The following is a 26,104-nucleotide window of genomic DNA, read 5'->3' on the forward strand; positions in this document are numbered from 1 at the left end:
ATTGCAATGGGTGGTTCTGTGTTCCGCATTCACTGGCTCTAATCACCGCATATATGGCTCTCATCAACCGCAATATTCAGCTAGAAAAATCCCAGTAAAATTAGTGATTCAATATCGAGAACAAGGTTTTTCTCGAAATATGATTGCTAAGACACAAAAAGTAGGTCGTAGCTCAGTCAGTGACGTCTTCAAACGGGCAGATGAACTCAATCTCTCATATGAAGATATCAAAGCATTATCTGATAATGAAGCGTATCGTCTGTTCTTTCCCGAACGCTATCAGTCAGAAGTGCTCTATACACTGCCTGAATACGATAAAGTGCATAAAGAGCTTCAGGGTGTGGGTGTGACCCTTAAGCTTTTATGGCAAGAATATGTGGACGAGTGTAAGGATACCGGCGGTATCGCCGTTGGATACACAAAATTTTGTGAAGATTATCAAAAGTACATCGATCAGTACCGCTTAACGAATCATTTAACCCACAAGCCTGCTGTGTCTATTCAAGTCGATTGGAGCGGGTCAACCATGCAACTGTTAGATCCGTCTACCGGAGAATTAAGGACTGTTTATCTATTTGTAGGGACGCTTCCCTATAGTCAATACACTTACGTTGAACCCACTTTAGATATGAAAAGTAATACCTGGCTTCACTGTCACATGAATATGTTCACCTTTTTTGGTGGGACAACCGTCAGGTTGATTTGTGATAACTTAAAGACCGGTGTCATTAGTCACCCAAAAGAAGGAGACATTGTATTAAACGAGCAATATGAAGCTTTAGCGAACCATTATGTAATGGCTATCATGCCTGCTCAAGTACGAAAACCGAAACAAAAAGCAGCTGTTGAGGGGGCAGTGGGTAAAATTGCAACTGCCGTTATTGCTTCATTGAGGAACGAACTCTTTACTTCTATGGGTGAATTAAAGCTGGCTGTCCGTGAAAAATTGATGGTCTTTAATGAGACCCCTTTTCAAAAACGCGAAGGAAGCAGACAGCTTATTTTTGCTGAAACCGAACAAGATAAATTGCGTCCTTTGCCGGCTGTCCCATATGAAATTGCAGAATGGATTTATGGGAGAAAAGTAAAATTAGATTGCCATATTTCTTACCAAAAGAATCATTACTCTTGCCCTTATCAATACGTTAAAAAGAAAGTAGATTTAAAAGTAACCAATAACTTCCTTGAGATTTATTACCAAAATGAACGCATTGCGACTCATAAACGATTTCCTCAATACAAAGAATATGCTTTCTCTACTTCCCCAGAACATCTTCCAGAACAGTTTAACCAACTTGAATGGAATGACCAACGTCTATTAAATTGGGCGCTTCAGATTGGCCCGTTCACGCATAAAGTTATTCAACGGATCTTTGAAAATTTACTACTAAAAGAACAAGGGTATCAATCTTCCTTATCCATACTTAATTTGTCAAAGAAACATTCGACTGCTGCTTTAGAGAAGGCTTGTCAGATTGCTTTGGAAAAGATACATTCTCCAAGATATCGTCAACTAAACGCCATATTAACTAACCCTACTAATAATGAAACCTTGGAAAAAGCTGAAAATGCTTATACAGAATCCATAGGATTCGTTAGAGGGGCAGACTACTACGGAGGAAATCAGAATGATAAATAACGAATCAATCCGAAAATTAAGACAAATGGACTTAAGTGAACTAGTAGATCATTTAGAAATGCAAGAAATAGATAATGACACACGATACCTATCATTTGATGAACGACTTCAGCTTAGTATCGATCATCTTTATCAAGAAAAGTACAATACCCGAGTGAAGGGATTGATTAAACGGTCGAAATTCCGTATTCAAGATGCTCATTTTTCTTCTGTCTATTATGAAAAGCGAGATATTGATCGTCCTACACTTCAAGAACTGGCAACCTGTAGTTTTATTAATCACCGTAGAAATGTTATTTTTCAAGGCTTTACTGGCTCAGGAAAAACCTTTTTAGCTTGTGCTTTAGGTCGGGAAGCCTGTAAGAAAGAGATACGGACACGTTACATTCGGTTACCTGATTTACTAATAGAGCGAGATGAAGCAACGCTTAAATCGAAAGGTGTAACGAATCTCATCACAAAATTCTCCAATTATGGTCTGCTCATTATTGATGAATGGTTACTTGACGACGTATCGGAAGAAGATTTAAAATTTCTTTTTGAAATTATCGAGCGTCGCTACGACTCCGGTTCCACTATCTATTGCACGCAATTTCGTAAAGCAGATTGGCATAAAAGATTAGGTGGAGGCGTCCATGCGGACGCCATCATGGACAGAATTGTGCATAATGCTGTCTGGTTCGATACCGGCCAACTGAACATGAGAGAACAACTCGCTAAAACGAATATGACCTGAACAATATTAAATCAGCCACGCTTTTAAATGAGCGTGGCTATTTTACGGACTCCTTACACGAATAGGCGGACTCGAATTGGATATCTAAAGACTCGACCATCCGTAAATGGGGACTTGAAAGCACGGAATAATCAGGAAGATGAAATAGCTGAATTAGACAGAGAAACAGGAGAAGTGGTTGACCGAATTAACTTTAAGGACATATTCCCAACTGAAATGTATGAAGATTATGATGGACATCAGTCTGACGTAGGAGATTGGATGCACATCAATGCGGTATGGATGGTTGAGGAAGAAGATGCAATTCTTTTATCCGTAAGGCAACAAGATTTAGTGATGAAATTATCCTACCCAGAAGCAGAAGTCGAGTGGATGCTCTCTTACCCTGAAGGATGGCATGAAGATTTAGAAGGTTATCTGTTAGAATCCACTGATGAAGACTTAAAATACCCTGCTGGACAACACGCCGTTATGGAAATGCCAGATCAGGATGGAAATGATGCGACAATGGATATTATGTTATTTGACAATAACCGTATATTCTCTAGAGGTGATGACGATCACCACGAAGAGTACAGCAGAGCAGTTCAATATCGTATCAACGAAGAAGAAAACACTGTAGAAGAAATGTAGTCCTATGGAGAAGAAAGAGGAACAGATTTTTATTCCAATATTGTGAGTGACGCTGATTACATTCAGGAATCAGAAACGGTACTTGTTCACTCTGGACGAGTATTAAATGAAGAAGAAGATCAAAGGTACTCTGTTACTGTTGAAGTGACTCATGAAGAAGATTCTGAAGTGGTATACGAATTATGGTATGGTCCTTTTGGAGCAGACGAATATTTCCAAATGTACCGAGCAGAACGAATGCCGTGATATCCTGAAAATTAAATGGTAATAATAAGGTTATCAGTTTTAATGTTAAAATCTGATAACCTTATTTATTATCTATTTTGACTAAGATGATTAATATAAAAGAAAGTTCGACTAAATCTAGCTTGTAACGTAACAAAGTGATTGATATAATAAGCTGTGAGTAAATTAGGTAAATACATATCAAGGAAATGAGCTGAACAAATGAAAATCCTAGTTACAGGTGCAGCCGGCTTCGTCGGTTTTCACTTAAGCAATGCCCTACTAAACAAAAAAATACAGGTAATTGGTTTAGATAATTTAAATGACTATTACGAACCTAAATTAAAGGATGACCGTCTGGATATATTAAACGACAGAGAAGGGTTCACCTTCCACAAAATCGATTTAAAAGATAAAGACGATGTGGACAAGTTATTTGAATCAGAAAGACCCACACATGTAATTCACTTAGCTGCCCAGGCTGGAGTAAGGTATTCGATTGAAAACCCTCATGCCTATATTGACAGCAACTTAATCGGGACAATGAATATTTTAGAAGCATGTAGACATTATCCAGTAGAACATTTACTTTATGCATCTTCAAGTTCCGTGTATGGTGGAAATAAAGTCGCACCGTTTTCCACAAATCATAATGTGGATCATCCCGTCTCTTTATATGCAGCAACGAAGAAATCTAATGAGTTGATGGCACACACCTATAGCCACTTATATGGTATTCCAACAACCGGTTTACGTTTCTTTACAGTATATGGTCCTTATGGCCGTCCGGATATGGCTTACTTCTCCTTTACAAATAAAATCCTAGCTAATGAATCCATTAATGTATTCAACCACGGGGAAATGGAACGTGACTTTACTTATATTGATGATATTGTGGAAGGCATCGTCAAGTTGATAGATAAGATTCCTCAATCCAATACTGAGTGGGATGAAAGTAAAGATGATTTAAGTACAAGCTTTGCTCCATATAAAATATATAATATTGGAAACAACAATCCAGTCAAACTCATGCGATTTATCAATGCTTTAGAATCAGCACTAGGTGTTGAAGCAGAAAAGAACTATATGGAGATGCAACCAGGCGATGTAGTCAGAACTTATGCCGATGTATCGGATTTAGAACGCGATATCGATTTTAAACCATCCACAAGCATTGAAGATGGCTTAAAGAAATTTGTAGATTGGTACAGAGAGTATTACAAAAAATAAATTGATTCGAAAAGTGTCCAATTTTATTCAGCTACTGGACGCTTTTTTTTGTTGTTAAAAAGTTAAAACTTATACTAAAAACTAAACATTCTCATGTTATACTTATTTTTATGATTAACTAAAGCATTATGGTGGTAAGTAAAGAATAAAGTTTAAAAGATTTCAGTAATATTCGGTAAATAAGCCGCACTCAACTAAACCGCCACGTATCCGAAAATACGTTCGGTTTGCTTTTCGGATAGTCGTCCTTAAGAGAATGTTTTTCTTAAGACTCTACCGCCCCCGATCTGGCGATATAGAGTTGGTGATTGCTTAGGAGTGCAAACACCAGACGCACAAATTTTCGTGCTGTTAAGACGAGGGCTCGCTTGTGCTGGGCTTTAGGTACTTCGTTATACTTTTTATCGTAGTAGTCTTTATACTCAGGAATATAACGCCTTATAGAGTTGGCAGCTTGAACTAAATAATAGCGTAGGTAACGATTTCCTGATTTAGACATTGGTGTTTGTTCTTTTTGGAATTTTCCGGACTGATGTTTTGGCCAGTACAGCCCAGCATATTTCGCCAACTTCGATTCATGATCGAAACGGTCAATTTGGCCAATCTCAGCGATGATGCCTGCGGCATACACAGGACCGATCCCGGGAATGCTCAGTAAGGATTTGGCTTCATCTACCGTTTCCATGATGTCAGCGATTGCTTTGTCGATCGTTTTAATTTCCTGCTCAAAGCTACGAATGACTCGCATCTGGATACCTAGATTGATATCGATACTTTCTTGAGCAACTTTTCCTAAGCGATAAGAATCAGACACAGATTTCTTAATCACTTGGGCTAACTTTTCTGGATCTTTAAAGCGCTGGCGACCAAAGGTCTGGAGTAACTCAGCTAAATCAGCTGTTTTCATCGTTCGAATGTCCGCCATGGTCATATTTCCGGTCATAAGCTGAATCATCGTGGAACTAAAGATGGACGTACTAATATTTTCATCCTGCAGATCACTTGTCAGTGTATTGCACTTGTAATAAAGATTCTCGACGTAGTGCTGTTGGGCTTCCGACTGTTGGCGGATTAGCTGATAACGCGTCCTTGTCAGGCGCAGGAGAGCCACAAATTTCTCTTCTCGGGGTTGAGCAGCTGAATGCTTGCCTGTGCTTATAAACTCGGCAATCAGCTGGGCATCGAGTTTATCATTTTTCTCATCCGTCCAGACTTTTGAAAAGCGGTGAATGACTCGTGGGTTTTCCACGATTGTTTGAACATTTAACAGCTTTAGATCAGGATCGTTTGAAAAAAATAATGACGGGTGCATACTGTACTGTCCTGTGGCTTCCATACCGACCACGATTTTGTCATATTCAAGCTTCTCGTGGAACTCAATAATCTTATTTTTAAGCGTCCGAGCACCCGCGTCACTGTTCGCGACGGTGGTTTGCCAAAGAATGGTATGGGTATCATCCTCATGCGATAAGAAACAGGCATCAAGTGTCGCTTTACTCACGTCTAAACCAACAAATAATTTCATGGAAGGGTTCCCCCTTTCGTTTTAATTTTGGAAGGTAAGCTTGGTTACTCCGGGCTATCCCTGTAACATAGTGCGTGCCTTAACCTCGCGCATACGAATTTAACCTTTTTCTGTTATGGCTGCCAAACCAACGGTTTCCTAAGACCGCTAGATAACAGAGTCGAGTCATTCAGCTTATGAGTATATAGTCTCAACACTATGACGGGAAGCATGCTTAAAGTGTAGTTGATCTACAAGGAGGAAAAGCTTCATCCCACTAAGAACCGACTTCCATCTGATTCTATTTTACACAGAAACAGCACGGAATAACCAAGCAGAACCTATGGATATTTTTAAAATATCAAAGAACAAAAGTGGACAAGAGGGTCGACAGTTTCGAATTTTTCTCCCCCATGGGGGAGAAGCCTCTAACACATTAAGAAAAAAACCAACCAAGGAAGATAAGTTCAATTCTTATCTTCAAACTTATTATACGAGGAGGTTTGAAAGATTGAAAGAGATTGTCGAACAGTTTAAAAAGGAATACAGGCTAGAAGACATACGTGCAGTTAAATCGCCCTTGCGTATATGTCCCATTGGAGCTCATTCCGATCATCAACTTGGAAAAGTGACAGGTATGACATTGGATTCAAGCGTCGATTTCGTTTATACACCTAGTTTGTACGGGTACATAAAAGTACAGAGTTTAGATTTTCCAGATAAAGAATGGTTCCACATTGACCATGAAATGGAATACGTTCCAGGATTTTGGGGAACTTATTTAAGAGGAGCGAAACAAGCCCTCTAGCAAGATTTCGTCTTAAAAACAGGTCTTACAGGAATGGTCAGCGGCAAATTGCCTATAGGCGGTTTAAGTTCTTCAGTAGCAGTGACGACAGCTTATTTGATGGCATTGGCTGATGTCAATAATATTGAGTTATCAAAAATGGACTTAATCAATTACAGCCACTGGGTCGAAACAGAATTTATCGGATTAAAAAATGGAATTTTGGATCAAGCAGCTAATGTACTAAGTATGAATAACCAGTTAATGGTAATGGACTGTAAAACAAATGAAGCTGAGCTAATTCAAAAAGGGGACAACATGCCGGAATTTGAAGTTGTCGTTGTTTATTCAGGTATCTCAAAGCAACTCATTAGTACAGACTTTAACAACCGGACCGATGAATTAAGAGTAGCTGGCTGGGTATTGCAAGACTTAAGCGTCATGGCCATTACACCTGCTTTATAAAAAGTCCATTTAAGAAACATCCCACGTGAAGTCTATGAAGAATACAAAGACCAATTACCGGAACGTTTCCGTAAGCGAGCAGCTCATTTCTATACTGAACAATCTAGAGTGGAGAAAGGGGCACAGGCATGGGCAGACGGGGATATTGAAACATTCGGTCAACAAATGTTTGAATCAGGAGAAAGTTCATTTTATCAATATGAATCGGGTATTCCTGAAATGAAAACAATCTACGATATCTTGAGACAGACAGAGGGAGTGTATGGAGCGAGACCGAGTGGAGCAGTTTACCGAGGAGCGGTGATTGGTATAATTAATCCAGCTTATAAAGAGTCAATCAAAAAAAGCATTGATGACGTTTACCCAGTCAAACACCCTGAGTATAAAGACGCCTACGCCGTTAATTTCTGTAAAACGGACGACGGCGCGCGATTAATTAAAAACATAGAGGACTGGAATTAGATGAAAGCTATTGTACTGGCAGCAGGTTACGCAACTCGACTCTATCCATTGACTAAAAATCAGCCGAAGCCTCTGCTAAAAATTGCAGGAAAAAGTATTCTTGATCACATTGTTGAAAAGATGGAGCGAGTAGAAGCGATTGATGAAATCATTATTGTCACTAACGATAAATTTACGGATTATTTTGTGCAATGGAAAAAATTAGCTTCTTATACTAAGCAAGTGACTATTGTAAATGATGGCACAACGACTAACGATAATCGACTAGGTGCCATAGGAGACATCCAATATGTCATTGACACCCAACAAGTAGCTGACGATTTAATGGTTCTAGCCGGAGATAATCTTTTTGACTTTGAATTGAGTGATTTTGTTTCTTATTTCTTTGAAAAAGAAACAGATTGCATAACGGCTTATAAAGAAGAGAATGAAGAACAACTAAAGCGTGCAGGAGTGGTTGACCTTTCTGACACCGGTCAAGTGCTATCCTTTGAAGAAAAACCTAGCCATCCTAAATCAAATTATTGTGTACCTGCTTTTTATCTTTATAAGAAAGAATCCCTTCCCTTATTTAAAGAGTATTTGAAGGAAGACAACAACCCTGATGCACCTGGTCACTTCATTCCTTATTTGATTACTCATAGAAACGTACATGCCTATCTTTTTGAAGGCAAACGATACGATATAGGGACGGTAGACAGTTACAATATGGTTAACCAATTATTTTCAATATAAATCCAAAGTTATATTCGGGCTTTATCCATAATAATTAATAATATAGGTGAATGAGGAAACGTTTTTCAAACAAAGTGTGACAGAAATTCATCAAATTGTGAAGGTTCTGGTAAGAATATGACTAATGTATTAAAAAAGAGGATATATTGTGCTATGATTAGCACTGATATAGACCTTTGATGTAAAATTGTTAAATTATTTACAACCTTTCTATGTTTGAAAGGACAGGAGGATAAGATGAACGAAGAAGAAATAAGTTTAGTGGAATTGTTTGGTATATTAAAGAAAAGAATGGGATGGATTATAAATGCAACGTTGCTAGGACTTCTCTTAGCGGCTGTATTCACCTTCTTTATTGCAACACCCACCTTCAGCTCAACCACTCAATTGTTGGTGAATCGAACACAGCAGACTGAAGTGATTCAACAATCGGATATTAACACCAATCTGCAGTTGATTAATACATATAAAGATATTGTTCGTGGTCCAGTGATTCTGGATGAAGTGAGAGAAACTTTAAATTTAAGTGAATCACATGCTTCATTGGCCGATCGTATCAGCGTGTCCAATCAAGATAACTCGCAAGTGTTCTCGATTCAAGTAACGGACGAGAATCCTAACAATGCAGCAATTATCGCCAATACGACAGCTACCGTATTTCAAGAGAACCTAGCTGATATTATGAACGTTGATAACATTACGATTATTTCTCAAGCTGAACCTAACTTGAACCCGGTCTCACCTAACAATACATTGAACCTAGCTATTGGATTAGTTCTTGGAGCAATGGTTGGAATTGGTCTCGTATTCCTATTTGAATTCTTAGATAATACAGTGAAAGACGACCGATTCATCACAGAAGAGTTGGGCTGGACAAGTCTCGGCCGCATTTCTGAAATGACCGCAGATGAGCTGAGTGCAGATACGAAAGCCGCTCATAATAAACGAACGACAAGAACAGCAGAAACTAGAACACGAGTGTAGAAAGGACGTTACCCATTGCTTTTTAAACGAAAACAAAAAAATCCCCAAGATGATCGTCCGGGCCTGGTTGTAGTAAACAAACCAACATCAGTTGTTTCTGAGCAATTCAGAACCCTTCGAACGAACATCCAATTTTCAATGATTGATGATACCTTAAAAACGATTGTTGTCACATCAGCAGAACCAAACGCAGGAAAGTCTACTGTATCAGCTAACTTAGCAGCAACATTTTCTTCGCAAGAGAAAAGAGTATTATTAGTGGATGCAGATTTAAGAAAACCAACCATTCATAAAATCTTTAAAGTAAGAAACAAGGATGGGTTGACTACATTATTAACAAACCGTGACACACAGTTAGACGAAGTGGTTTACGGAACGCAAAAGGAGGGATTATTCATTTTAACAAGTGGAGCCATCCCGCCTAACCCAGCAGAATTGCTTGGATCAAAACGCATGCTAGAAATAATTAAAGAAATGGAAGATTACTTTGACCTAATTATATTCGACATGCCCCCAATTCTTGCAGTGACCGATGCGCAGGTTATGGCTAGTAAGGTAGATGGAACACTATTTGTTATTCCAAAAGGTTCGACCAAGCAGGACCTCATCCTAAAATCAAAAGATTTACTTGAAAAAGTAAATGCCAATGTATTAGGAGCCGTATTAAACCGCGTCAACAAATCTGATGAAGAATACTATTACTATTACGGAGAATAGTAAGGTATAAGGGAGAGAGAGCAATGTTTGATTTGCATTGTCACATATTACCGGGCGTCGATGATGGTGCCCAAACGATGGAAGAGTCACTTAGCATGGCAAGATTGGCTGTTGAAGAAGGCATCACCCATATATTGGTTACCCCTCATCATATGAACCGCGACTGGTTCAATGAAAAGCGTTCGGTAATCACTCTCATGAATCAAGTCCAAGACGAACTGGACAAGCATCATATTCCATTAACCTTATTCCCCGGACAGGAAGTTCGTATATACGGGGAACTGCTAGATGACATCAAAAAAGATACGATTCTATTTGCAGATGAAGGTCAGCAATACATATTAATCGAGTTTCCAACAGCGACGGTTCCTGCTTATGCGGCGAGGTTGTTTTATGACTTACAGATGAATGGGAAAGTACCGATTATCGTACACCCTGAAAGAAACAGAGTATTCCAAGAATCACCGAACAAGCTTAAACGCTTCATTGAAAAAGGAGCTTTGGCGCAACTTACCGCTGCTAGCTATACAGGAGCATTAGGTAAGAAAACGCAAAAGTTAAGCCGGCAAATGATTGAGGCGAACCTTGTCCATTTTATTGCATCAGACGCTCATAACAAAAATAACCGTGCCTTCCATATGAAAGAAGCTTATGATAAATTAGCAAAAGAATATGGAAGAAGCAAGAGACAAGAATTTTATCAAGTTACCAAAGATATATTAAATGGAGAAGTTGTTATCCCTCCTAGCCCTCAATCCATCTCGTCTAGTCGCTTTTTCGGATTACTGTAAGCAATCTACCGGGCCTAAAAATCCGGTATTTTTATTTAATGAAAGGAGTATAACTATGAACCGCACACTGAAACGTTGCATACTCGCTACTGTAGATACTGCGTTTATCATCCTGTCTAGCCTGTTCGCATATGTGTTCTTAATTCCTTACATAGCCTTCCCGACACGAGCACTCGCTTTAGGTACGGGTTTACTTATTATTGTATATATAAGCCTAGCCTTACCAACAAGACTATTTGATAAAATAAACCGCTACACTAGTGTAAAAGAAACCATCACTCATGCAATAGTCGTTACGATGACTTATGCATTATCGACTATAATCACCACAATCATTTACGGTGGCTTCAGCTACCGCGTTCTATTTTTAGGATACATAGTTAGTGTCACATTGATAACGGGTAGCCGTGTATTGTGGCGTATATACGTTGAACACCATGAAAGACTGAATAAGAAGAACGACACTGATCCAGAACGCACTTTGATTATTGGTGGTGGTGCAGGTGGGTCACTATTCATCAAACACATTAAACACAATCCTGAAATTAAATTAGTCGGCATATTGGATGACGACCACAATAAGAAACGAACTATATTATTCGGCATACCAGTATTAGGAAATACAAATGATATGGAAACTGTCATTAAGGAACATAACATCGAACAAATCACCATTGCCATTCCATCATTGTCTTCTGAAAAATTAGAAGAACTCGTAGATAAGGCAAATAAATTAGACATTAAAATCAACCAAATGCCTTCTGTGGAAGATATTGTCGCAGGAAAATATGAAATTAATACCTTTAAAGAAATTGATGTCACTGATTTACTAGGCAGAGAAGAAGTTAAATTAGACATGGAGAAAATTGCGACCCAATTATCCGGACAAACTATCTTAATTTCAGGTGCAGGTGGATCTATAGGATCTGAAATTGCTCGCCAAGTCATCCGGTTTTCTCCAAAACGTTTGCTTTTATTAGGACACGGAGAATACTCTATATACTTAGTAGAAAAAGAATTAAAGAATATGAAGACAAATGGTGTAGAAATTATACCTGTTATCGCAGATATTCAAGACAGAAATCGAATATTTAGCATTATGGAAGAGTACAAGCCTGACCGCGTCTACCATGCGGCAGCGCACAAACATGTTCCATTAATGGAAGCTAATCCACATGAAGCAGTTAAAAACAATGTTTACGGTACAAAGAATATGGCTGAAGCTGCAAAAGCTGCAGATGTTAAAAGCTTTGTCATGGTATCTACCGATAAAGCAGTAAATCCTCCTAACGTCATGGGCGCAACTAAGCGTATAGCGGAAATGATTGTGACTGGGCTTAATGAAAAAGGAAAAACAAATTTTGTAGCTGTAAGGTTCGGAAACGTATTGAATTCCAGAGGTTCTGTTATTCCACTATTTAAAGAACAAATTCAAAACGGTGGACCCATTACACTAACAGATTTTCGCATGACAAGGTACTTCATGACAATACCAGAAGCCAGCCGATTAGTCCTTCAGGCAGGCTCGCTTGCTAAAGGTGGAGAAATATTTGTACTTGATATGGGAGAACCTGTGAAAATTGTTGATTTAGCTAAGAAAATGGTTAAATTATCCGGTTTTACTGAAAACGAAATTAAAATAGTTGAGTCTGGTATTCGTCCAGGGGAGAAACTGTTTGAAGAGCTATTGGCTAACGGAGAAAGCGTTAGTGAACAAGTCTATGAAAAGATATTTATAGGAAAAGTGAACAATACACCGATTAAGGAAGTTATACATTTCGTTAAAGAACTAGAAAAAGTAACTGACGCTAAGTTAAAAGTTGAGCTAATAAACTTCGCTAATAAACATTAAGAATATGTATAAAAGTGATTCTTTGAGGAATAGTTTCAAAGCTTAATTAGCAATAGCTTACTACACAAACTTGCATTTGCTAATTAAGCCCTTGAAAAATACGTGGACTTCATACATATTGTTATTCCCATGAATAAGTGCGAAAAGCGACTTAATCTTTTTTTAGGAGCGACTGTTCGTCATATTTCACAAAATGCAGGAGATATTCCCGCGGAAAAACCTTAAGCTTAGTAGATAAACAACTTGAGAAAAAAATGACAAAGTTCAGAAATGATAATTTAAATCTGATGCTGTTAAGTTCTTGAAAAGTGCAGTAGTTGTTCCAAGATTAACTGGATAAAGAAACAAGGCTGAAGAAGGTGTGTGCTACTAATGCAAAAACACTTGAAAGGATGTATTCGGATTTTCTGATTGAAACGGTTATGATTCATGCAGTAATTATCCTTAATCAATTTATTATGGATAATTTTGATGAGGTATGTCCAGCTGCTAGTGCTGTTAAATATAAATATAAAACGGGAAATTGCAGTGTGCATTGTAACGAAGGTTTGGAAGATGAAGGGATTAAGTTGATTGCGATGAAAGTATGAAGCAAGGATTATTAAGAAGCGAAATGTATTCGAATTTTAGATTAATGTTAATGAATTTAAAGGTTTCAGAATTTATAAATATTGTAGTCTGAGAAACCGCAATTTTTTGTTTGATTGTATATATCGACGTGAGTATCTTAAAAGAACGAAACCACAAGATGTTGTGGGTCAAAAATATTTGACTACCATATGTTGCATGAAATCATCCTTTCAGCATAATCGGGCGCGACGTGAGTATGGTGAAAGGGTAAACAGGGTCTAGCCCAGTAAAATCAATAGTTCTAACAGAAAAGTAGGAAAGTACATTTTAAAAGTTAACGGTAATCAATCTAGAATATGTAAATTAGAAAACAAGATGCTTAAAAGCATTTCAAATATACATAAACAAGAGGGTACTTAATTCTAAGTACCTGTTACTTATATAGAAGGTTTAAGCAAGGAAGGATGTCAAAGACTATGGATGAAAATAAAAAGATATGGTTAAGCTCCCCACACATGAGTGATGAGGGATATGAAATGCAATATGTACAAGAAGCTTTCGATACAAACTGGGTAGCGCCATTAGGTCCGAATGTAAATGAGTTTGAAAAAGAAGTAGCTGCTAAGGTTGGTTCAAAACACGGTGCAGCATTATTGTCAGGCACAGCAGCTATTCATTTAGCGCTTAAGGCTGTAGGCGTTGGTGAGGGGGATATCGTCCTTTGTCAAAGTCTTACTTTCTCTGCTTCTGCTAATCCTATTATATATCAGAACGCTACGCCAGTGTTTATAGATAGTGACTATGAAACTTGGAATATGTGTCCTAAAGCATTAGAGGCAGCCTTTGATAAATACGGAGATAAAATCAAGGCTGTTTTAGTTGTACATTTATATGGCTTTTCAGCTGATATGGATAAGATCATGGAGATATGTAATAAGTATAATGTACCGGTGATAGAGGATGCAGCCGAGTCATTAGGTGCCTATTATAAGGGAAAACATACGGGAAGTTTTGGGGAATTTGGAGTAATCTCGTTTAATGGAAACAAAATCATCACTACTTCTGGTGGTGGTATGCTTGTTTCTAATGATGAAGAAAAAATTAAGAAAGTACGATTCTGGTCGACTCAATCGAGAGATGCAGCAAGGCACTACCAGCATAGCGAATTAGGGTTCAATTATCGTATGAGCAATGTCGTTGCTGGGATTGGAAGAGGACAATTAAAAGTATTAGATCAGAGAGTGGCCAAGAAGAAGTACATCTTTGAGTTTTATAAAAGAGAATTAGGTAGTATTGAGGGCGTTGAATTTATGCCAATCAATGACTGGAATGAGCCTAACTACTGGTTAAGTGTAATGACGTTGAAGGGTGATGTAAGACCTATTGATGTCATGGAAGCACTTGAGAAAGAGAACATTGAGTCAAGACCTGTGTGGAAGCCGATGCATATGCAGCCAGTCTTCGCTGAGTATGATTATGTTGGTGGAGATGTAAGTGAGAAGCTGTTTGAGAATGGTGTGTGCTTGCCATCTGATACAAAGATTACAGATGAAGATCTTGGGAGAATTTGTTCAATTATAAAGGGACTATGGTCTGAATAAGAAGTAGGTGCTAATAGATGCAAAGTGAAGTGAAGGAAGAAGCTAAAGTGAATAAAGGCATGTACAAAAGATTTCTCAAACGACCAATGGACTTCATTTTGTCTTTGATGGCAATTATCGTTTTAAGTCCAGTGCTTATAATCGTTGGAGTATTAGTGAGGTTTAAGCTTGGAAGTCCAGTGTTGTTTAAGCAGAAAAGACCTGGACTTAATGAGAAGATATTTACTATGTATAAGTTTAGAACAATGACTGATGAGAAAGATGAGAATGGTGAGCTGCTTCCAGACAGTGTTAGATTAACAAAGTTTGGTAGGATGCTAAGATCTACAAGTTTAGATGAACTTCCTGAGCTTTTTAATATTCTAAAGGGCGATATGAGTATTATTGGACCGAGGCCATTACTCATTCAATACCTAGAACTTTATAATAATCATCAAAAAAGAAGACATGAAGTGAGGCCAGGTCTTTCTGGACATGCCCAAGTCAATGGGCGTAATGCCATCAGCTGGGAAGATAAATTTAATCTTGATGTGGAGTATGTAGATAATGTTAGTTTTTTAGGTGATTGGAAGATTATCTTACTTACTATAAAGAAGGTTTTTGTGAAGGAAGGCATTAGTTCAGATACATCGGTTACGATGGAACCTTTTAGAGGAAGTAAAATAGAGAATTAATTCTTGATTTTTAGATTCTCTGCAATCATACATTATTACTTCAGAGAGGAATATGCTGTTCATGAATAACAAATTAGTTATTATTGGTGCCAGTGGACACGGAAAGGTTGTCGCTGACATCGCTATAAAAATGAATAAGTGGCAAAGCATAGCATTCCTCGATGATGACGAGTCTATTAAGACATCTATGGGGTTAGAAGTCATCGGTAAGACTATTGATGCTTTTACATATAAAGACGAAGTTGATTTTTTTGTTGCTATTGGAAGCAATGCTACAAGGGAGAAGATACAAGAGAAGTTGATAGATAAAAGGTTAAATGTAGTTAGTTTGATTCATCCGAGTTCTGTTATTGGTACTGACGTTGAAATAGGTATTGGTACAACTGTTATGGCCGGAGTTGTTGTCAATAGCTCTACTAGAATCGGTAAGGGTTGCATCATCAACACAAGTGCGAGTTTGGATCACGATAATGTCATAAAAGATTATGTGCATGTTTCCCCTGGAGTTAGGATTGCAGGGAATGTAGAAATTGGTAAGAGTACATGGTTAGGGATAGGGAGTGTTATAAGCAATAACGTAAACATCTGCAGTGGTTGCAATGTAGGTGCAGGGGCTGTGATGGTTAAGGATATTACTGAACCTGGGACATATGTTGGGGTTCCGGTGAGGAAGATAGATTAAATACAATTTTGATAGGAGAATTAGGAATGAAGATATTATATGTAACAACAATCTCAAATACAGTAAATACATTTTTAATTCCCCATATAAAGATGCTCATTGATGAAGGGCATCAAATTGATGTTGCTTTTAACATAGAACAGGAAGTTAAATCTGAAATATATGAGATGGGATGTAAATTACATCAATTACCACTTCAAAGAACTCCACTGAAAAAAGACAATTTAAGAGCTTTTAAAATGTTAAAAAATATTATTAGTATTGAAGGATATGATTTAGTTCATACCCATACACCCGTTGCGTCAGCAATTGTAAGGTTAGCATGTAGAAAACTAAGCAATGTTAAAGTACTTTATACTGCTCACGGTTTTCACTTTTATAAAGGTGCACCTCTTATTAATTGGCTAGTATATTATCCGGTTGAAAAATGGCTTGCTAGATATACGGATACTTTAATTGCCATTAATAAAGAAGATTATGAAAGAGCTAAAAGTAAATTTAGTGCTAAAAGAGTTTTGTACATACCAGGTGTTGGGATAGATTTAGAAAAGTGTAATACGGTGGAACTTGACAGAGACTTAAAACGTAGTGAATTGGGATTGCCAGAAGATGCACTTGTTGTTTTGTCAGTAGGTGAGCTTAATAAAAATAAGAACCATGAGGTTGTTATTAGAGCAATTTGGAAAATTGATAATCCCAATATCCACTACATAATATGTGGGCAAGGGCAGCTTGATGGACACTTAAGAAACTTAAGCAAGGAATTAGGTATAGAAAATCAGGTACATTTACTAGGGTTCAGAAAAGATATTCCTGAGATATGCAAGATCACAGACCTATTTGCGTTCCCTTCATATAGAGAAGGTTTATCTGTTGCTTTAATGGAAGCAATGGCAAATGGACTGCCTGTAGTGTGCTCTAATATTAGAGGGAATTCAGATTTGATAGAAAGCAGAAAAGGTGGATATTTGGTTGAACCTACTGATGTAGAAGGGTTTACTAAATATATTAATCAATTAATAACAGATGGTGAATTAAGAAGCGAGTTTGGTAAATTTAATCACAAAAAGATAGAGGATTATTCTATTGATAATGTTTTAAATGAGATGGAAGAAATATATTTTGACTAAAGTAGGTGGACAAGCATGAAAGTACTACATATAATAAACAATTTAGGGTCTGGTGGTGCTGAGAAACTTCTAGAAGATTTGATTCCACTTATGAATAAAATGGAAAATGTGGAAGCTGACATTCTATTATTAACAGATGAAAAAAATGTATTTTACGACTCTTTGATTAACAAGGGTGTTAAGGTTGATGTAGTTAAATACAGAAATATGTATGACGTTAGAAACATCTTTGAAATAAAGAAGTATATAGTCTATGGCGGTTATGACATAGTTCATTCACATGTTTTTCCTACACAATATTGGGTTGCGTTATCGAAGATAATTCTTAGAAATAAAAAAGTAAAATTTATAACCACAGAGCATAGTACCCACAACAGAAGGCGTGAGAAATTTTATTTTATGTATATAGATAAGTTTATCTACGCGCAATACGATTCAATTATATCAATAACTGAAAAAACCAGAGACAATTTAATAGATTGGATAGATCCTAAACGTAAAAATTTAGATAAACACATTGTTATAGAAAATGGCGTAGATATTGAAAAAATTAAAGTAGCGTTGCCTTATAAAAAAAGTGAGTTAATAGAAGGTATTAATGAAAATACAAAATTAATATGTATGGTGGGTAGGTTTTCAGAGGCAAAAGATCAACCTACTTTAATAAGAGCTGTAAGCAAACTATCGAGAGATATTCACTTGATACTTGTAGGAGAAGGTCCTTTAATGGCCGATAATAAAAAATTGGCTGAGGAACTAGGAGTATCTGATAGAGTTCATTTCTTAGGTTTTCGTCAAGATATCCCGAGGATACTTAAGACAGTTGATATTGTTGTATTAGGTTCTCATTGGGAGGGGTTTGGATTGGCAGCTGTAGAGGGAATGGCTGCCGGTAAACCTGTTGTGGTTAGTGATGTTGAAGGGTTAAGAGATGTAGTTAAAGATAAAGAGTCAAGGTTTATATTAAGAAGTGATGAGGATTTGTCAGGTAAGATTACTAATATACTTTTTTTTGATGAAATATATTATAGGAAAGTAAATTATTCAAACAAGAGATGCTTAGATTTCAGATTAGATGAAAAAGTTAAACAACTAGTAAATTTGTATTTTGAACTTATTTAAATAAGTATTTAGAAAAGTTAATATGTTGTTTTTTATCTCAACATTTATACTCGGGGGACATAAGATTGATTAAAAAAAATAAATCCAGAAATACCAAGTTGATAAAATTATATATGTATATTTATTTATTCTTCATTTTTTATATGCCCCGCGTGAGTGACTTGTTAATTGGAGTTAACATAGAAGTGTTTTCAGTTTTACTTTTAATATTTATGTTAGTACCATGGATAACTACATGTAAATCTAAATCTAACTTTCTCAAAGTTGATAAGAACATTTTTTTACTAATAGTGGGGGTATCTCTATCAGCGTTGTATTTTGCTATAAGGGCATCGTTAGGTGATTATGACATTAGAGCAATGCAAAACTTATTTATAATTGTTCGAATATTTCATATTATTATAGCTATTGATTTTATGAAGCATATCGGATTTGATAAATATGATATGATAAAAGTTTTACTAAACTTAGCTTTATTGCAAGGTATTATAACGATTATGATGATTATATTTCCGTCTTTGAAGAATATTGCTTTATCGTTGTATTATTTAAATAGAGAGGAAAATATATTTATATCCAGGATGAGGATTTATGGCATAAGTGGAGATTATACTTTTTTTACACCCATATATCATGGACTATTAGCTTCAATAGCTTTCTTCTTCTCAATATTTAAAGATAGAAAATACTTAGTTTACTTACCATTCATTCTGATTGTAATATTATTAAATGGAAGATTTGGTTTGCTAATTTTTGGGTTATCACCAATTGCAGTCGCATTACACTTTATTTTTAAAGGTAAAATATCGTTTAAAATGATGAGGATATCTATTTTAACAATAGTAATTATTATTCTAGGAACACTATCTCTACGTATAGTATCTCCTTATACCTATAATTGGATTGTAGGTGGAATTGAAGATACTATAAACTTGATTATATATGATGAGCTAACAGGAAATTATGAAGCTCTACTTGGTACTCATTTATCAATACCAAAAGGATCAGGAATTATATTTGGAAAGGGTTTTAGGTTGTTTGGTGGTAGTGGGAGGCATATGGGTTATAATTCGTCAGACATTGGGTATGTGAATGATGTTTTTATGGGAGGCATTATATATATAGGCATTTTATACGGAACAATCTTGCGTTTTTTACTAAGAAAACCTACAATTAATCATTTTACCAGTAAGATAGACTATAATTTGCACATGTTAATCTCAAAGTTTTTAGTGGCTGCATTACTAGTAGCAAATTATAAGGGGGAAGTTATGCGGGGAGGAATAGTCCTTCTGGTAGCAATATTTATAAAAATGTGTATATCGTATGAACCATTGAAGGAAAAGAGGTGAGGATGTGATCCCAAAAGTTTCGGTGATAATACCGGTATATAACGGTGAAGAAAGTATATTTATTTCTTTAGATTCCTTATTGAAACAGACTTATCCAAATTTTGAAGTTGTAATAATTGATGATGGTAGTAAAGATGGTACAAGGGAAGTTGTAGAAAAATTTGTTTCTATGGATAGTAGATTCAAATACAACTTCAAAACTAATGGTGGAGTATCTACAGCTAGGAATATAGGTTTGAAGGTTTCACAAGGAGAATATGTATGCTTTCTAGATTCGGATGATTTTTATGAGAATTCTTTTATTGAAAAAATGCTTAATAAGATTGAAAGAGAATTAGCAGACGTATGTTATTGTGGATATAATATAGTAAGTCCTAGAGGGAAAAATAAAAAAAGAACTAGATTTAAATCTGGAGAAGTTCTAGTTGACTATATTTTGGGAAAAATCTCAATTCATACTACTGGATGGATGATACGCAAAAAAATTATTAGTGAGTTTGATATTAAATTTTTAGAGGGGGTATCATGGGGAGAAGACTTTGAGTTTTTTTGTGAAGTTTTAGCTAAAACCAATAAAACAACTTATGTGAAAGATTATTTAACGAATTATAGAGTGGATTTCGAAGAAAATCGTCTTTCAGCTTTTAGTTTGGACAAAATAGACAAGGATTTTGAGTCTATTCAACGAATAGTTAATAACACAACAATAAATAAAACAATCTTAATTGAGAAGGCATTGAAAGAATATAGACTGCCCGCTTTACTGATATATAGACTAAATAGAGCAATAGAAGATGAAATGAATATGGACAATGCAATAATATTATACAATAAATACAAAAATAACTTTGATGTAATTTCTTTAAATAATGGCTTACGTAGTATAAAGTTGATTATGACCAAGCTTAAATTATCTAGATTAACAATAAAGACAAATGAAAATAGATAGGATAAGGAGAATTTTAATGGATGATTTAATTAGTATAATAGTTCCTATATATAAAGTAGAAAATTTACTAGAACGTTGTGTAGATTCTATCCTTAGACAGACATACAATAATATAGAAATTTTGCTTGTAGATGATGGGATCTCCAGATAGATGTGGAGAAATATGTGATCATTATGCAATTATGGATAGTAGAATTAAGGTAATTCATAAACAGAATGGTGGGTTATCAGATGCAAGGAATGTTGGTATTAATGTAGCAAAAGGTGAATACATCACATTTATAGATAGTGATGATTGGATTTCTGAAAAATATATTGAAACCTGAATAATTCATAGTACCTTGTCAGAACAGGCATTTATCCCTCTTTGATAAGGTTTATCACTCTATTCCTTCTTCACCCGTTGGGTGAAGAAAAAAATATACAAAAAGAGCACGCTCTATGTTATTGTAAAGTCGACGAAAACAACAAAAACAAGAGGTGTGCTCAATGTCAACTTTACAAGAAAAGCAACTACAATTCAATCCCCATTTGGTTATGTCAAACGATGGCGGTCAATTATCCAATGATTCCGGTCTCCTTTTACTCTTTGAATTTTTTCATAAGATCAAGTTCAAAGAGCTGGTTAACGAGTTATTGTATATTGACGATTCAAGAAACTATTGTACACATGACTATATTGATTTATTTATGCAGGTTCTTGTGCAGTTAATAGCCGGTTACTCAACGGATTCTTCAGCCAATTGGCTACGTCACGATCCAGTTTTTCAGCATGGGCTAAATAAAACGACCTTAGGTTCACAGTCGATGGTTTCTCGTTTTATTCATCAACTGTCGGAGGAGAATATCGTTCAACTTCAATCAATTGCCAAGGCATTGATCACTATCTATATCGGCCAACAAAATACACAGCATATGATCATTGACGTGGATTCTACTCACTCAGACACCTTCGGAAAACAAGAACAGACTGATTTCAATACTCACTACGGAACAACGGGTTATCATCCCTTAGTGGCTTTTGATGGACTGACTGGTCTGTTTCTGGGTGCCGAACTTCGTCCGGACAATGTGTACACGTCTAACAATGCAGAAGTCTTTTTAGCAGACATCATCTCTCAACACAAACAGCACTCATGTGATATGTTTTTAACTGTCCGAGGGGACAGTGGCTTTGCCAAACCTGAGATCTATGAGTTATGCGAGCAAGAAAAAGTGAAGTATATTATTCGTTTAAAAGTCAATGCACGACTGAAGAACATGGCTCAACAAAAGGTCCTTTACGGACCAGATACAGACTTTACACATAAAGAATCACAGTATTTCAAGATTGATTATCAAGCTAAATCTTGGGAAACGGGTCGTAAAGTAGCTGTAAAGGCCACTCGAGAAGCTGGCGAACTCTTATTTACGACGTTTGAGTTTATCGTATCAAATTTCGTTGATATACCTGCCCAAACAGTGTACAAGCTCTACCAAAAGAGAGGGACAATGGAAATTTATATCAAAGAAATCAAACATGGTTTTTCCTTCGACAAGACCGATAGTTCAACGTTTCTTGCGAATCAGGCTCGCATGATGATGAGTTGTATTGCCTATACAGTCATTCATTTGATGAAAGAGCTAATATTCCCAGATAAAGAGAAAAAATCAACGGTGGCGACTATTCGGTTTAAAGTTTTCCACATTGCTGGAAGGCTGACACGATATGCGCGTAAAATAAAAGTCCGCTTGTCCACAGGTTACGTTTTCTCTTCACTGTTCTGGACAATATTGGAGAATATTCAACAGCTGGTTCTGTTGCATTAGCTACTCCAGAAGAAGATCATATTAATTTTTTGACGATTGTAAGACCACGGGGTCTTTATACTCTTTTTTCCATCTTTTTGTTTTCGATCTAATCGAGAGGATATAAAGTGGCATGATAGACAGTTAATACTTAAAAATGTCTAAAAAAGCAGTGAGTTTAATAGAAATAGTTATCCACATTTAGAGGTATGAATTATTCAGGGTAAATATAAACTCTCTTTTTAATAAAGTTTATAATAGAGACTTTCTTTCTAGATTTTCTATTACTTTTCCCCCCTAAACGATTTGGGGAGGATGCAGTATTTAATTTTGAAGCATTTACAAATGTCGAAACAGTTTACCTGAACAAAAATACCTACTACTATTATGATAAATCTACTGAAGCATCTATAGTTAAAAGCTATTCAGCCAACCGCTTTCAAGAGGATTGTTTTATGATGCAACAATACGAAAAAATGTTTGCAGCTCGGGGAGCAAAAAAGATGTATAGGACAAACATAATGCACAAATATTGGAATGTTGTGCTAAATGCTTTGAGAAACATCAATCATAAAAATGCAAACTTGTCTTTGCGAGAAAAGAAACGGCAAATGGAAACTGTTTTTAAATTATCCTCACATCCAACTCATGTTTGACACATTAACTGTAAAAGAGATAGACAAACCGTTTCAGAAGTTTCTGTGGGTTTTATTAAAGAAAGACTATGTATCCGTGACAATATTAATCATGCAACTGTACGTTAAGATAAAATACTAAAGCAAAGGAAGTTATTATTATGAAATCTATTTTTATTAAGGCTTATACTGCGTTGAATTTAGGAGATGATTTATTTATAAAGATTCTTTGTGAGAGATATCCTCAGCATCAATTCACCTTATTATCACCTAAAAAAGATGCCGTATATTTTAATAGTATTGCAAATCTGACAGTGAAATACACAATACCCAAAATAGATGGTCTGATGGCTAAATTAGGAGCGAAATACAGAGTTAATTCAACTCTGTCGCGTTATTATATAAAGAAAGCAGACTTGGTTGTACATATTGGCGGGTCAATATTCATACAGGATGAATATTGGAAAACAAAAGTTAATATTTTGGATAAAGACCTTAACAAGTCAAAAGAGTATTATATTATAGGCAGCAATTTCGGACCCTTTACAGAAGAGGAATACCAATCATCTTATAAAAATGTTTTTTCTAAAGCCACTCAAGTTTCATTTCGAGATACTTATTCATACGATTTGTTCGATGATTTAAATAATGTGTGTGTAGCACCTGACATAGTGTTTTCTTACGAAAGTCAGTATCAGGAAACTAAAGAAGAAAAGACCGTAGTCATTTCGGTCATTGATCTAGATCATAGAGAAAATCTCAAAGAATATAAACAAGCATATGAAAGCAAAATAATAGAACTGTGCAATGAACTGACTACTAAAAATCATAAAGTTCTACTAATGGGCTTCTGTATAAAAGAAAATGATGATACGGCTATAAACAGAATCAAGCAAACAGAACAATTGAAAAATAACGAGGCCGTTAGCACATATAATTATGAAGGTGACATGGATGAAGCACTCGCTCTTATCAGTCAGTCTAAAGGAATTATAGCGACTCGTTTTCATTCTTTGATACTGGGCTTAGTGTTTGGGATTCCTGTTTATCCACTTGTATACAGCAACAAGACGACCAATTTACTAGATGATATTAATTTTAATGGTGACTATACAAGAATTAAGAATATGAAAGAATTGAAAAGTGAAACTGTTTTGAACCAGCTATTTTCAGAACCTGTTACCGATGTAGCAGAACAAAAAATAAAATCAAACAAGCATTTTACCCGCTTAGATGAAATTTTAAAAAATTAAGGTGAGAAAATGAACTCTTACAAAAAATTGGCAGCCAACTCATTTATTTTTGCCGCTGGAACTTTAGGCAGCAAGGTAATTGCATTCCTGCTTGTTCCATTATATACCTATTACTTAAGTACATCTGAATTTGGTACGGTAGACATTACTATAACAACAGCTAATTTACTGATACCGATTATTTCTTTGAGTATGTTCGAAGCAGTTTTTCGTTTTGCAATGGATAAAAAGGAAGATTCAGATCAGGTGGTCACTAATGCATTAATTATCGCTACATTAGGCTTTCTATTATCAGGTTTATTTTATCCCTTAGTGTTAAGGCTGAATCTCTTTGGTGATTATTTTATCTACTTTTACTTGATTCTTTTTATACAAATTATTGAAAGAATTCTTGCGCAATATGCTAGAGCTATAGGTAGAATTAAAGTTTTTGCAATTAACGGTATACTTCTTTCTTTCCTGATTGGTATTTTAAATATTGTGTTTCTGGTTATCTTTGAATGGGGGATAGCAGGGTACTTTTTTGCATACATACTTGCGACCTTCATTTCAGTTTTATATTTAACTAATAAAACTGATCTTATAAAGAGTATTAAACTGGAATATCTTAGTAAAGAGCATTCTAGAAAATTAATACTTTACTCTATACCAATGATTCCAAATTCCTTGATGTGGTGGCTTATTAATGCATCCAGCCGTTATTTCATCATTTATTTTATAGATGTTAGTGCCAACGGGTTATTTGCAGTTGCCAGTAGAATACCATCACTGATTAATATAATTAACCAGGTGTTTACGCAAGCTTGGCAGCTTTCAGCAATTGAGGAATTTGAGAAGGAAACTGCAGATACATCAGGGAATTCCTTCCAAAAAGATGTGTTTACATTTTTGCATACTTTCTTATTCTTTGGAGTATCTTTGATATTGCTCGTTATAATTCCTATTTTTCGATTTCTTCTGGCACCTCAATTTTTTGAAGCGTGGCAGGTGGTTCCTTTTCTATTGATGGGAGCAGTGTTTTCTTCCTTTTCAAGTTTTTTGGGTACTAATTACATAGTGACTAAGAAGACTTCAGGCGTTTTTAAAACTTCATTGTATGGGGGATTGGCAAGTTTAGTACTGAATATCTCACTCATATATTTATTTGGATTAATCGGTGCAGGAATTTCTTCGATGATAAGTTTCTATCTCATGTTCTTACTAAGGTACTATGATACTAAAGAAATTGGAACGTTAACTATTAAGTGGAAAAAATTCTACAAAACTATATTAGTGCTGAGCTTACAGATTGCTTCCCTATATTTGTATGAGAGCATGTGGACACAAACAATTTTAGGATTAGTCTTTTTACTGATACTAATTATGGTTAACAGAAGCGTTTTTTCTTTACTATACAAAGTGATGTTCAGGATATTAAGAAGTAATTTTAGAAAATAACCCCCCTCACTGTAAAGAACAGTTATAAAATGGTTCTTTCCAATGTTAGTTGACTGAATGGAATCTCTCCATCAATAAGACTTTATTTCTTAAAAGAGCGAAGGAACAACGACCATACATGATGCGCTTGATCACTTTCAGTTTATTGATC

At 35.9% G+C, this 26,104-nt stretch carries 23 protein-coding genes and 2 pseudogenes; 24 read left to right on the forward strand and 1 reads right to left on the reverse strand.

Going from position 1 to position 26,104, the window contains the following annotated elements:
* From istA to C3945_RS10020, 4 genes and pseudogenes are all read left to right on the forward strand, one after another.
* The coding region (istA, locus tag C3945_RS10000; RefSeq protein WP_237585542.1) for an IS21 family transposase at positions 1–1,639 on the forward strand (1,639 nt) is incomplete at its 5' end.
* Positions 1,629–2,375 carry an ATP-binding protein gene (locus C3945_RS10005; protein WP_161879544.1) on the forward strand — a complete coding sequence of 249 codons (747 nt, stop codon included), beginning with the start codon at positions 1,629–1,631 and terminating at the stop codon, positions 2,373–2,375. The genes istA and C3945_RS10005, both read left to right, overlap by 11 nt.
* 27 nt (positions 2,376–2,402) lie before the next feature.
* Positions 2,403–3,254: pseudogene (locus C3945_RS11995) on the forward strand (aryl-sulfate sulfotransferase).
* Positions 3,255–3,455: 201 nt separating this feature from the next.
* The gene (locus C3945_RS10020) at positions 3,456–4,463 is read left to right on the forward strand and encodes an NAD-dependent epimerase (RefSeq protein WP_161879547.1); all 1,008 of its coding nucleotides are present in this window, start codon (positions 3,456–3,458) and stop codon (positions 4,461–4,463) included.
* Positions 4,464–4,728: 265 nt separating this feature from the next.
* On the opposite strand, the gene C3945_RS10025 is transcribed toward C3945_RS10020, so the two are convergent.
* Positions 4,729–5,988, reverse strand: coding sequence for an IS110 family transposase (locus C3945_RS10025; RefSeq protein WP_161879548.1), 1,260 nt, complete (start codon positions 5,986–5,988; stop codon positions 4,729–4,731).
* Positions 5,989–6,478: 490 nt separating this feature from the next.
* On the opposite strand from C3945_RS10025, the gene C3945_RS10030 reads away from it, so the two are divergent.
* The 20 genes and pseudogenes from C3945_RS10030 to C3945_RS10125 all read left to right on the forward strand — a co-directional run bounded on the left by C3945_RS10030 (position 6,479) and on the right by C3945_RS10125 (position 25,953).
* The gene (locus tag C3945_RS10030) at positions 6,479–6,775 is read left to right on the forward strand and encodes a galactokinase family protein (protein WP_161879549.1); all 297 of its coding nucleotides are present in this window, start codon (positions 6,479–6,481) and stop codon (positions 6,773–6,775) included.
* Between the two features lie 33 nt (positions 6,776–6,808).
* Positions 6,809–7,219, forward strand: coding sequence for a GHMP family kinase ATP-binding protein (locus C3945_RS10035; RefSeq protein ID WP_161879550.1), 411 nt, complete (start codon positions 6,809–6,811; stop codon positions 7,217–7,219).
* 108 nt (positions 7,220–7,327) lie between these two features.
* The gene (locus C3945_RS10040) at positions 7,328–7,681 is read left to right on the forward strand and encodes a hypothetical protein (protein ID WP_161879551.1); all 354 of its coding nucleotides are present in this window, start codon (positions 7,328–7,330) and stop codon (positions 7,679–7,681) included.
* The gene (locus C3945_RS10045; RefSeq protein ID WP_161879552.1) at positions 7,682–8,416 is read left to right on the forward strand and encodes a nucleotidyltransferase family protein; all 735 of its coding nucleotides are present in this window, start codon (positions 7,682–7,684) and stop codon (positions 8,414–8,416) included.
* A gap of 237 nt (positions 8,417–8,653) precedes the next feature.
* A complete protein-coding gene (locus tag C3945_RS10050) occupies positions 8,654–9,400 on the forward strand; it encodes a YveK family protein (protein WP_161879553.1) in 747 nt (248 codons plus the stop codon).
* A 15-nt stretch (positions 9,401–9,415) separates the two neighbouring features.
* The gene (locus tag C3945_RS10055; protein WP_161879554.1) at positions 9,416–10,117 is read left to right on the forward strand and encodes a CpsD/CapB family tyrosine-protein kinase; all 702 of its coding nucleotides are present in this window, start codon (positions 9,416–9,418) and stop codon (positions 10,115–10,117) included.
* A 23-nt stretch (positions 10,118–10,140) separates the two neighbouring features.
* Positions 10,141–10,908, forward strand: coding sequence for a tyrosine-protein phosphatase (locus tag C3945_RS10060; RefSeq protein WP_161879555.1), 768 nt, complete (start codon positions 10,141–10,143; stop codon positions 10,906–10,908).
* Between the two features lie 55 nt (positions 10,909–10,963).
* Entirely contained in the window at positions 10,964–12,760 is a 1,797-nt protein-coding gene (locus tag C3945_RS10065) for a polysaccharide biosynthesis protein (protein WP_161879556.1), read from the forward strand.
* A 1,046-nt stretch (positions 12,761–13,806) separates the two neighbouring features.
* On the forward strand, positions 13,807–14,931 hold the full coding sequence (locus C3945_RS10070; RefSeq protein WP_161879557.1) for a DegT/DnrJ/EryC1/StrS family aminotransferase: 1,125 nt from the start codon (positions 13,807–13,809) through the stop codon (positions 14,929–14,931).
* 17 nt (positions 14,932–14,948) lie between these two features.
* The gene (locus C3945_RS10075) at positions 14,949–15,605 is read left to right on the forward strand and encodes a sugar transferase (RefSeq protein ID WP_272928097.1); all 657 of its coding nucleotides are present in this window, start codon (positions 14,949–14,951) and stop codon (positions 15,603–15,605) included.
* A gap of 61 nt (positions 15,606–15,666) precedes the next feature.
* Positions 15,667–16,287: an acetyltransferase gene (locus C3945_RS10080; protein ID WP_161879558.1), complete on the forward strand. Its 621-nt coding sequence runs from the start codon at positions 15,667–15,669 to the stop codon at positions 16,285–16,287.
* A 26-nt stretch (positions 16,288–16,313) separates the two neighbouring features.
* Entirely contained in the window at positions 16,314–17,417 is a 1,104-nt protein-coding gene (locus C3945_RS10085) for a glycosyltransferase family 4 protein (protein WP_161879559.1), read from the forward strand.
* 15 nt (positions 17,418–17,432) lie between these two features.
* Complete coding sequence (locus C3945_RS10090) at positions 17,433–18,539, forward strand: glycosyltransferase (protein ID WP_161879560.1); 1,107 nt, start codon at positions 17,433–17,435, stop codon at positions 18,537–18,539.
* A 65-nt stretch (positions 18,540–18,604) separates the two neighbouring features.
* Positions 18,605–19,891 carry a hypothetical protein gene (locus C3945_RS10095; protein ID WP_161879561.1) on the forward strand — a complete coding sequence of 429 codons (1,287 nt, stop codon included), beginning with the start codon at positions 18,605–18,607 and terminating at the stop codon, positions 19,889–19,891.
* Positions 19,892–19,895: 4 nt separating this feature from the next.
* A complete protein-coding gene (locus C3945_RS10100; protein ID WP_161879562.1) occupies positions 19,896–20,840 on the forward strand; it encodes a glycosyltransferase family 2 protein in 945 nt (314 codons plus the stop codon).
* 16 nt (positions 20,841–20,856) lie between these two features.
* Positions 20,857–21,160, forward strand: a pseudogene (locus C3945_RS10105) (glycosyltransferase family 2 protein); the annotation flags it as partial.
* A gap of 169 nt (positions 21,161–21,329) precedes the next feature.
* On the forward strand, positions 21,330–22,649 hold the full coding sequence (locus C3945_RS10110) for an IS1380 family transposase (protein WP_161879563.1): 1,320 nt from the start codon (positions 21,330–21,332) through the stop codon (positions 22,647–22,649).
* 434 nt (positions 22,650–23,083) lie between these two features.
* Positions 23,084–23,284, forward strand: coding sequence for a hypothetical protein (locus tag C3945_RS10115; protein WP_161879564.1), 201 nt, complete (start codon positions 23,084–23,086; stop codon positions 23,282–23,284).
* Positions 23,285–23,424: 140 nt separating this feature from the next.
* Complete coding sequence (locus C3945_RS10120) at positions 23,425–24,516, forward strand: polysaccharide pyruvyl transferase family protein (protein WP_161879565.1); 1,092 nt, start codon at positions 23,425–23,427, stop codon at positions 24,514–24,516.
* Positions 24,517–24,525: 9 nt separating this feature from the next.
* Positions 24,526–25,953, forward strand: coding sequence for a lipopolysaccharide biosynthesis protein (locus C3945_RS10125; protein ID WP_161879566.1), 1,428 nt, complete (start codon positions 24,526–24,528; stop codon positions 25,951–25,953).
* Positions 25,954–26,104 lie beyond the last annotated feature (151 nt).

The organism is Alkalibacterium sp. MB6 (assembly GCF_009935905.1).
In the GTDB taxonomy this organism is placed as follows: domain Bacteria; phylum Bacillota; class Bacilli; order Lactobacillales; family Carnobacteriaceae_A; genus Alkalibacterium.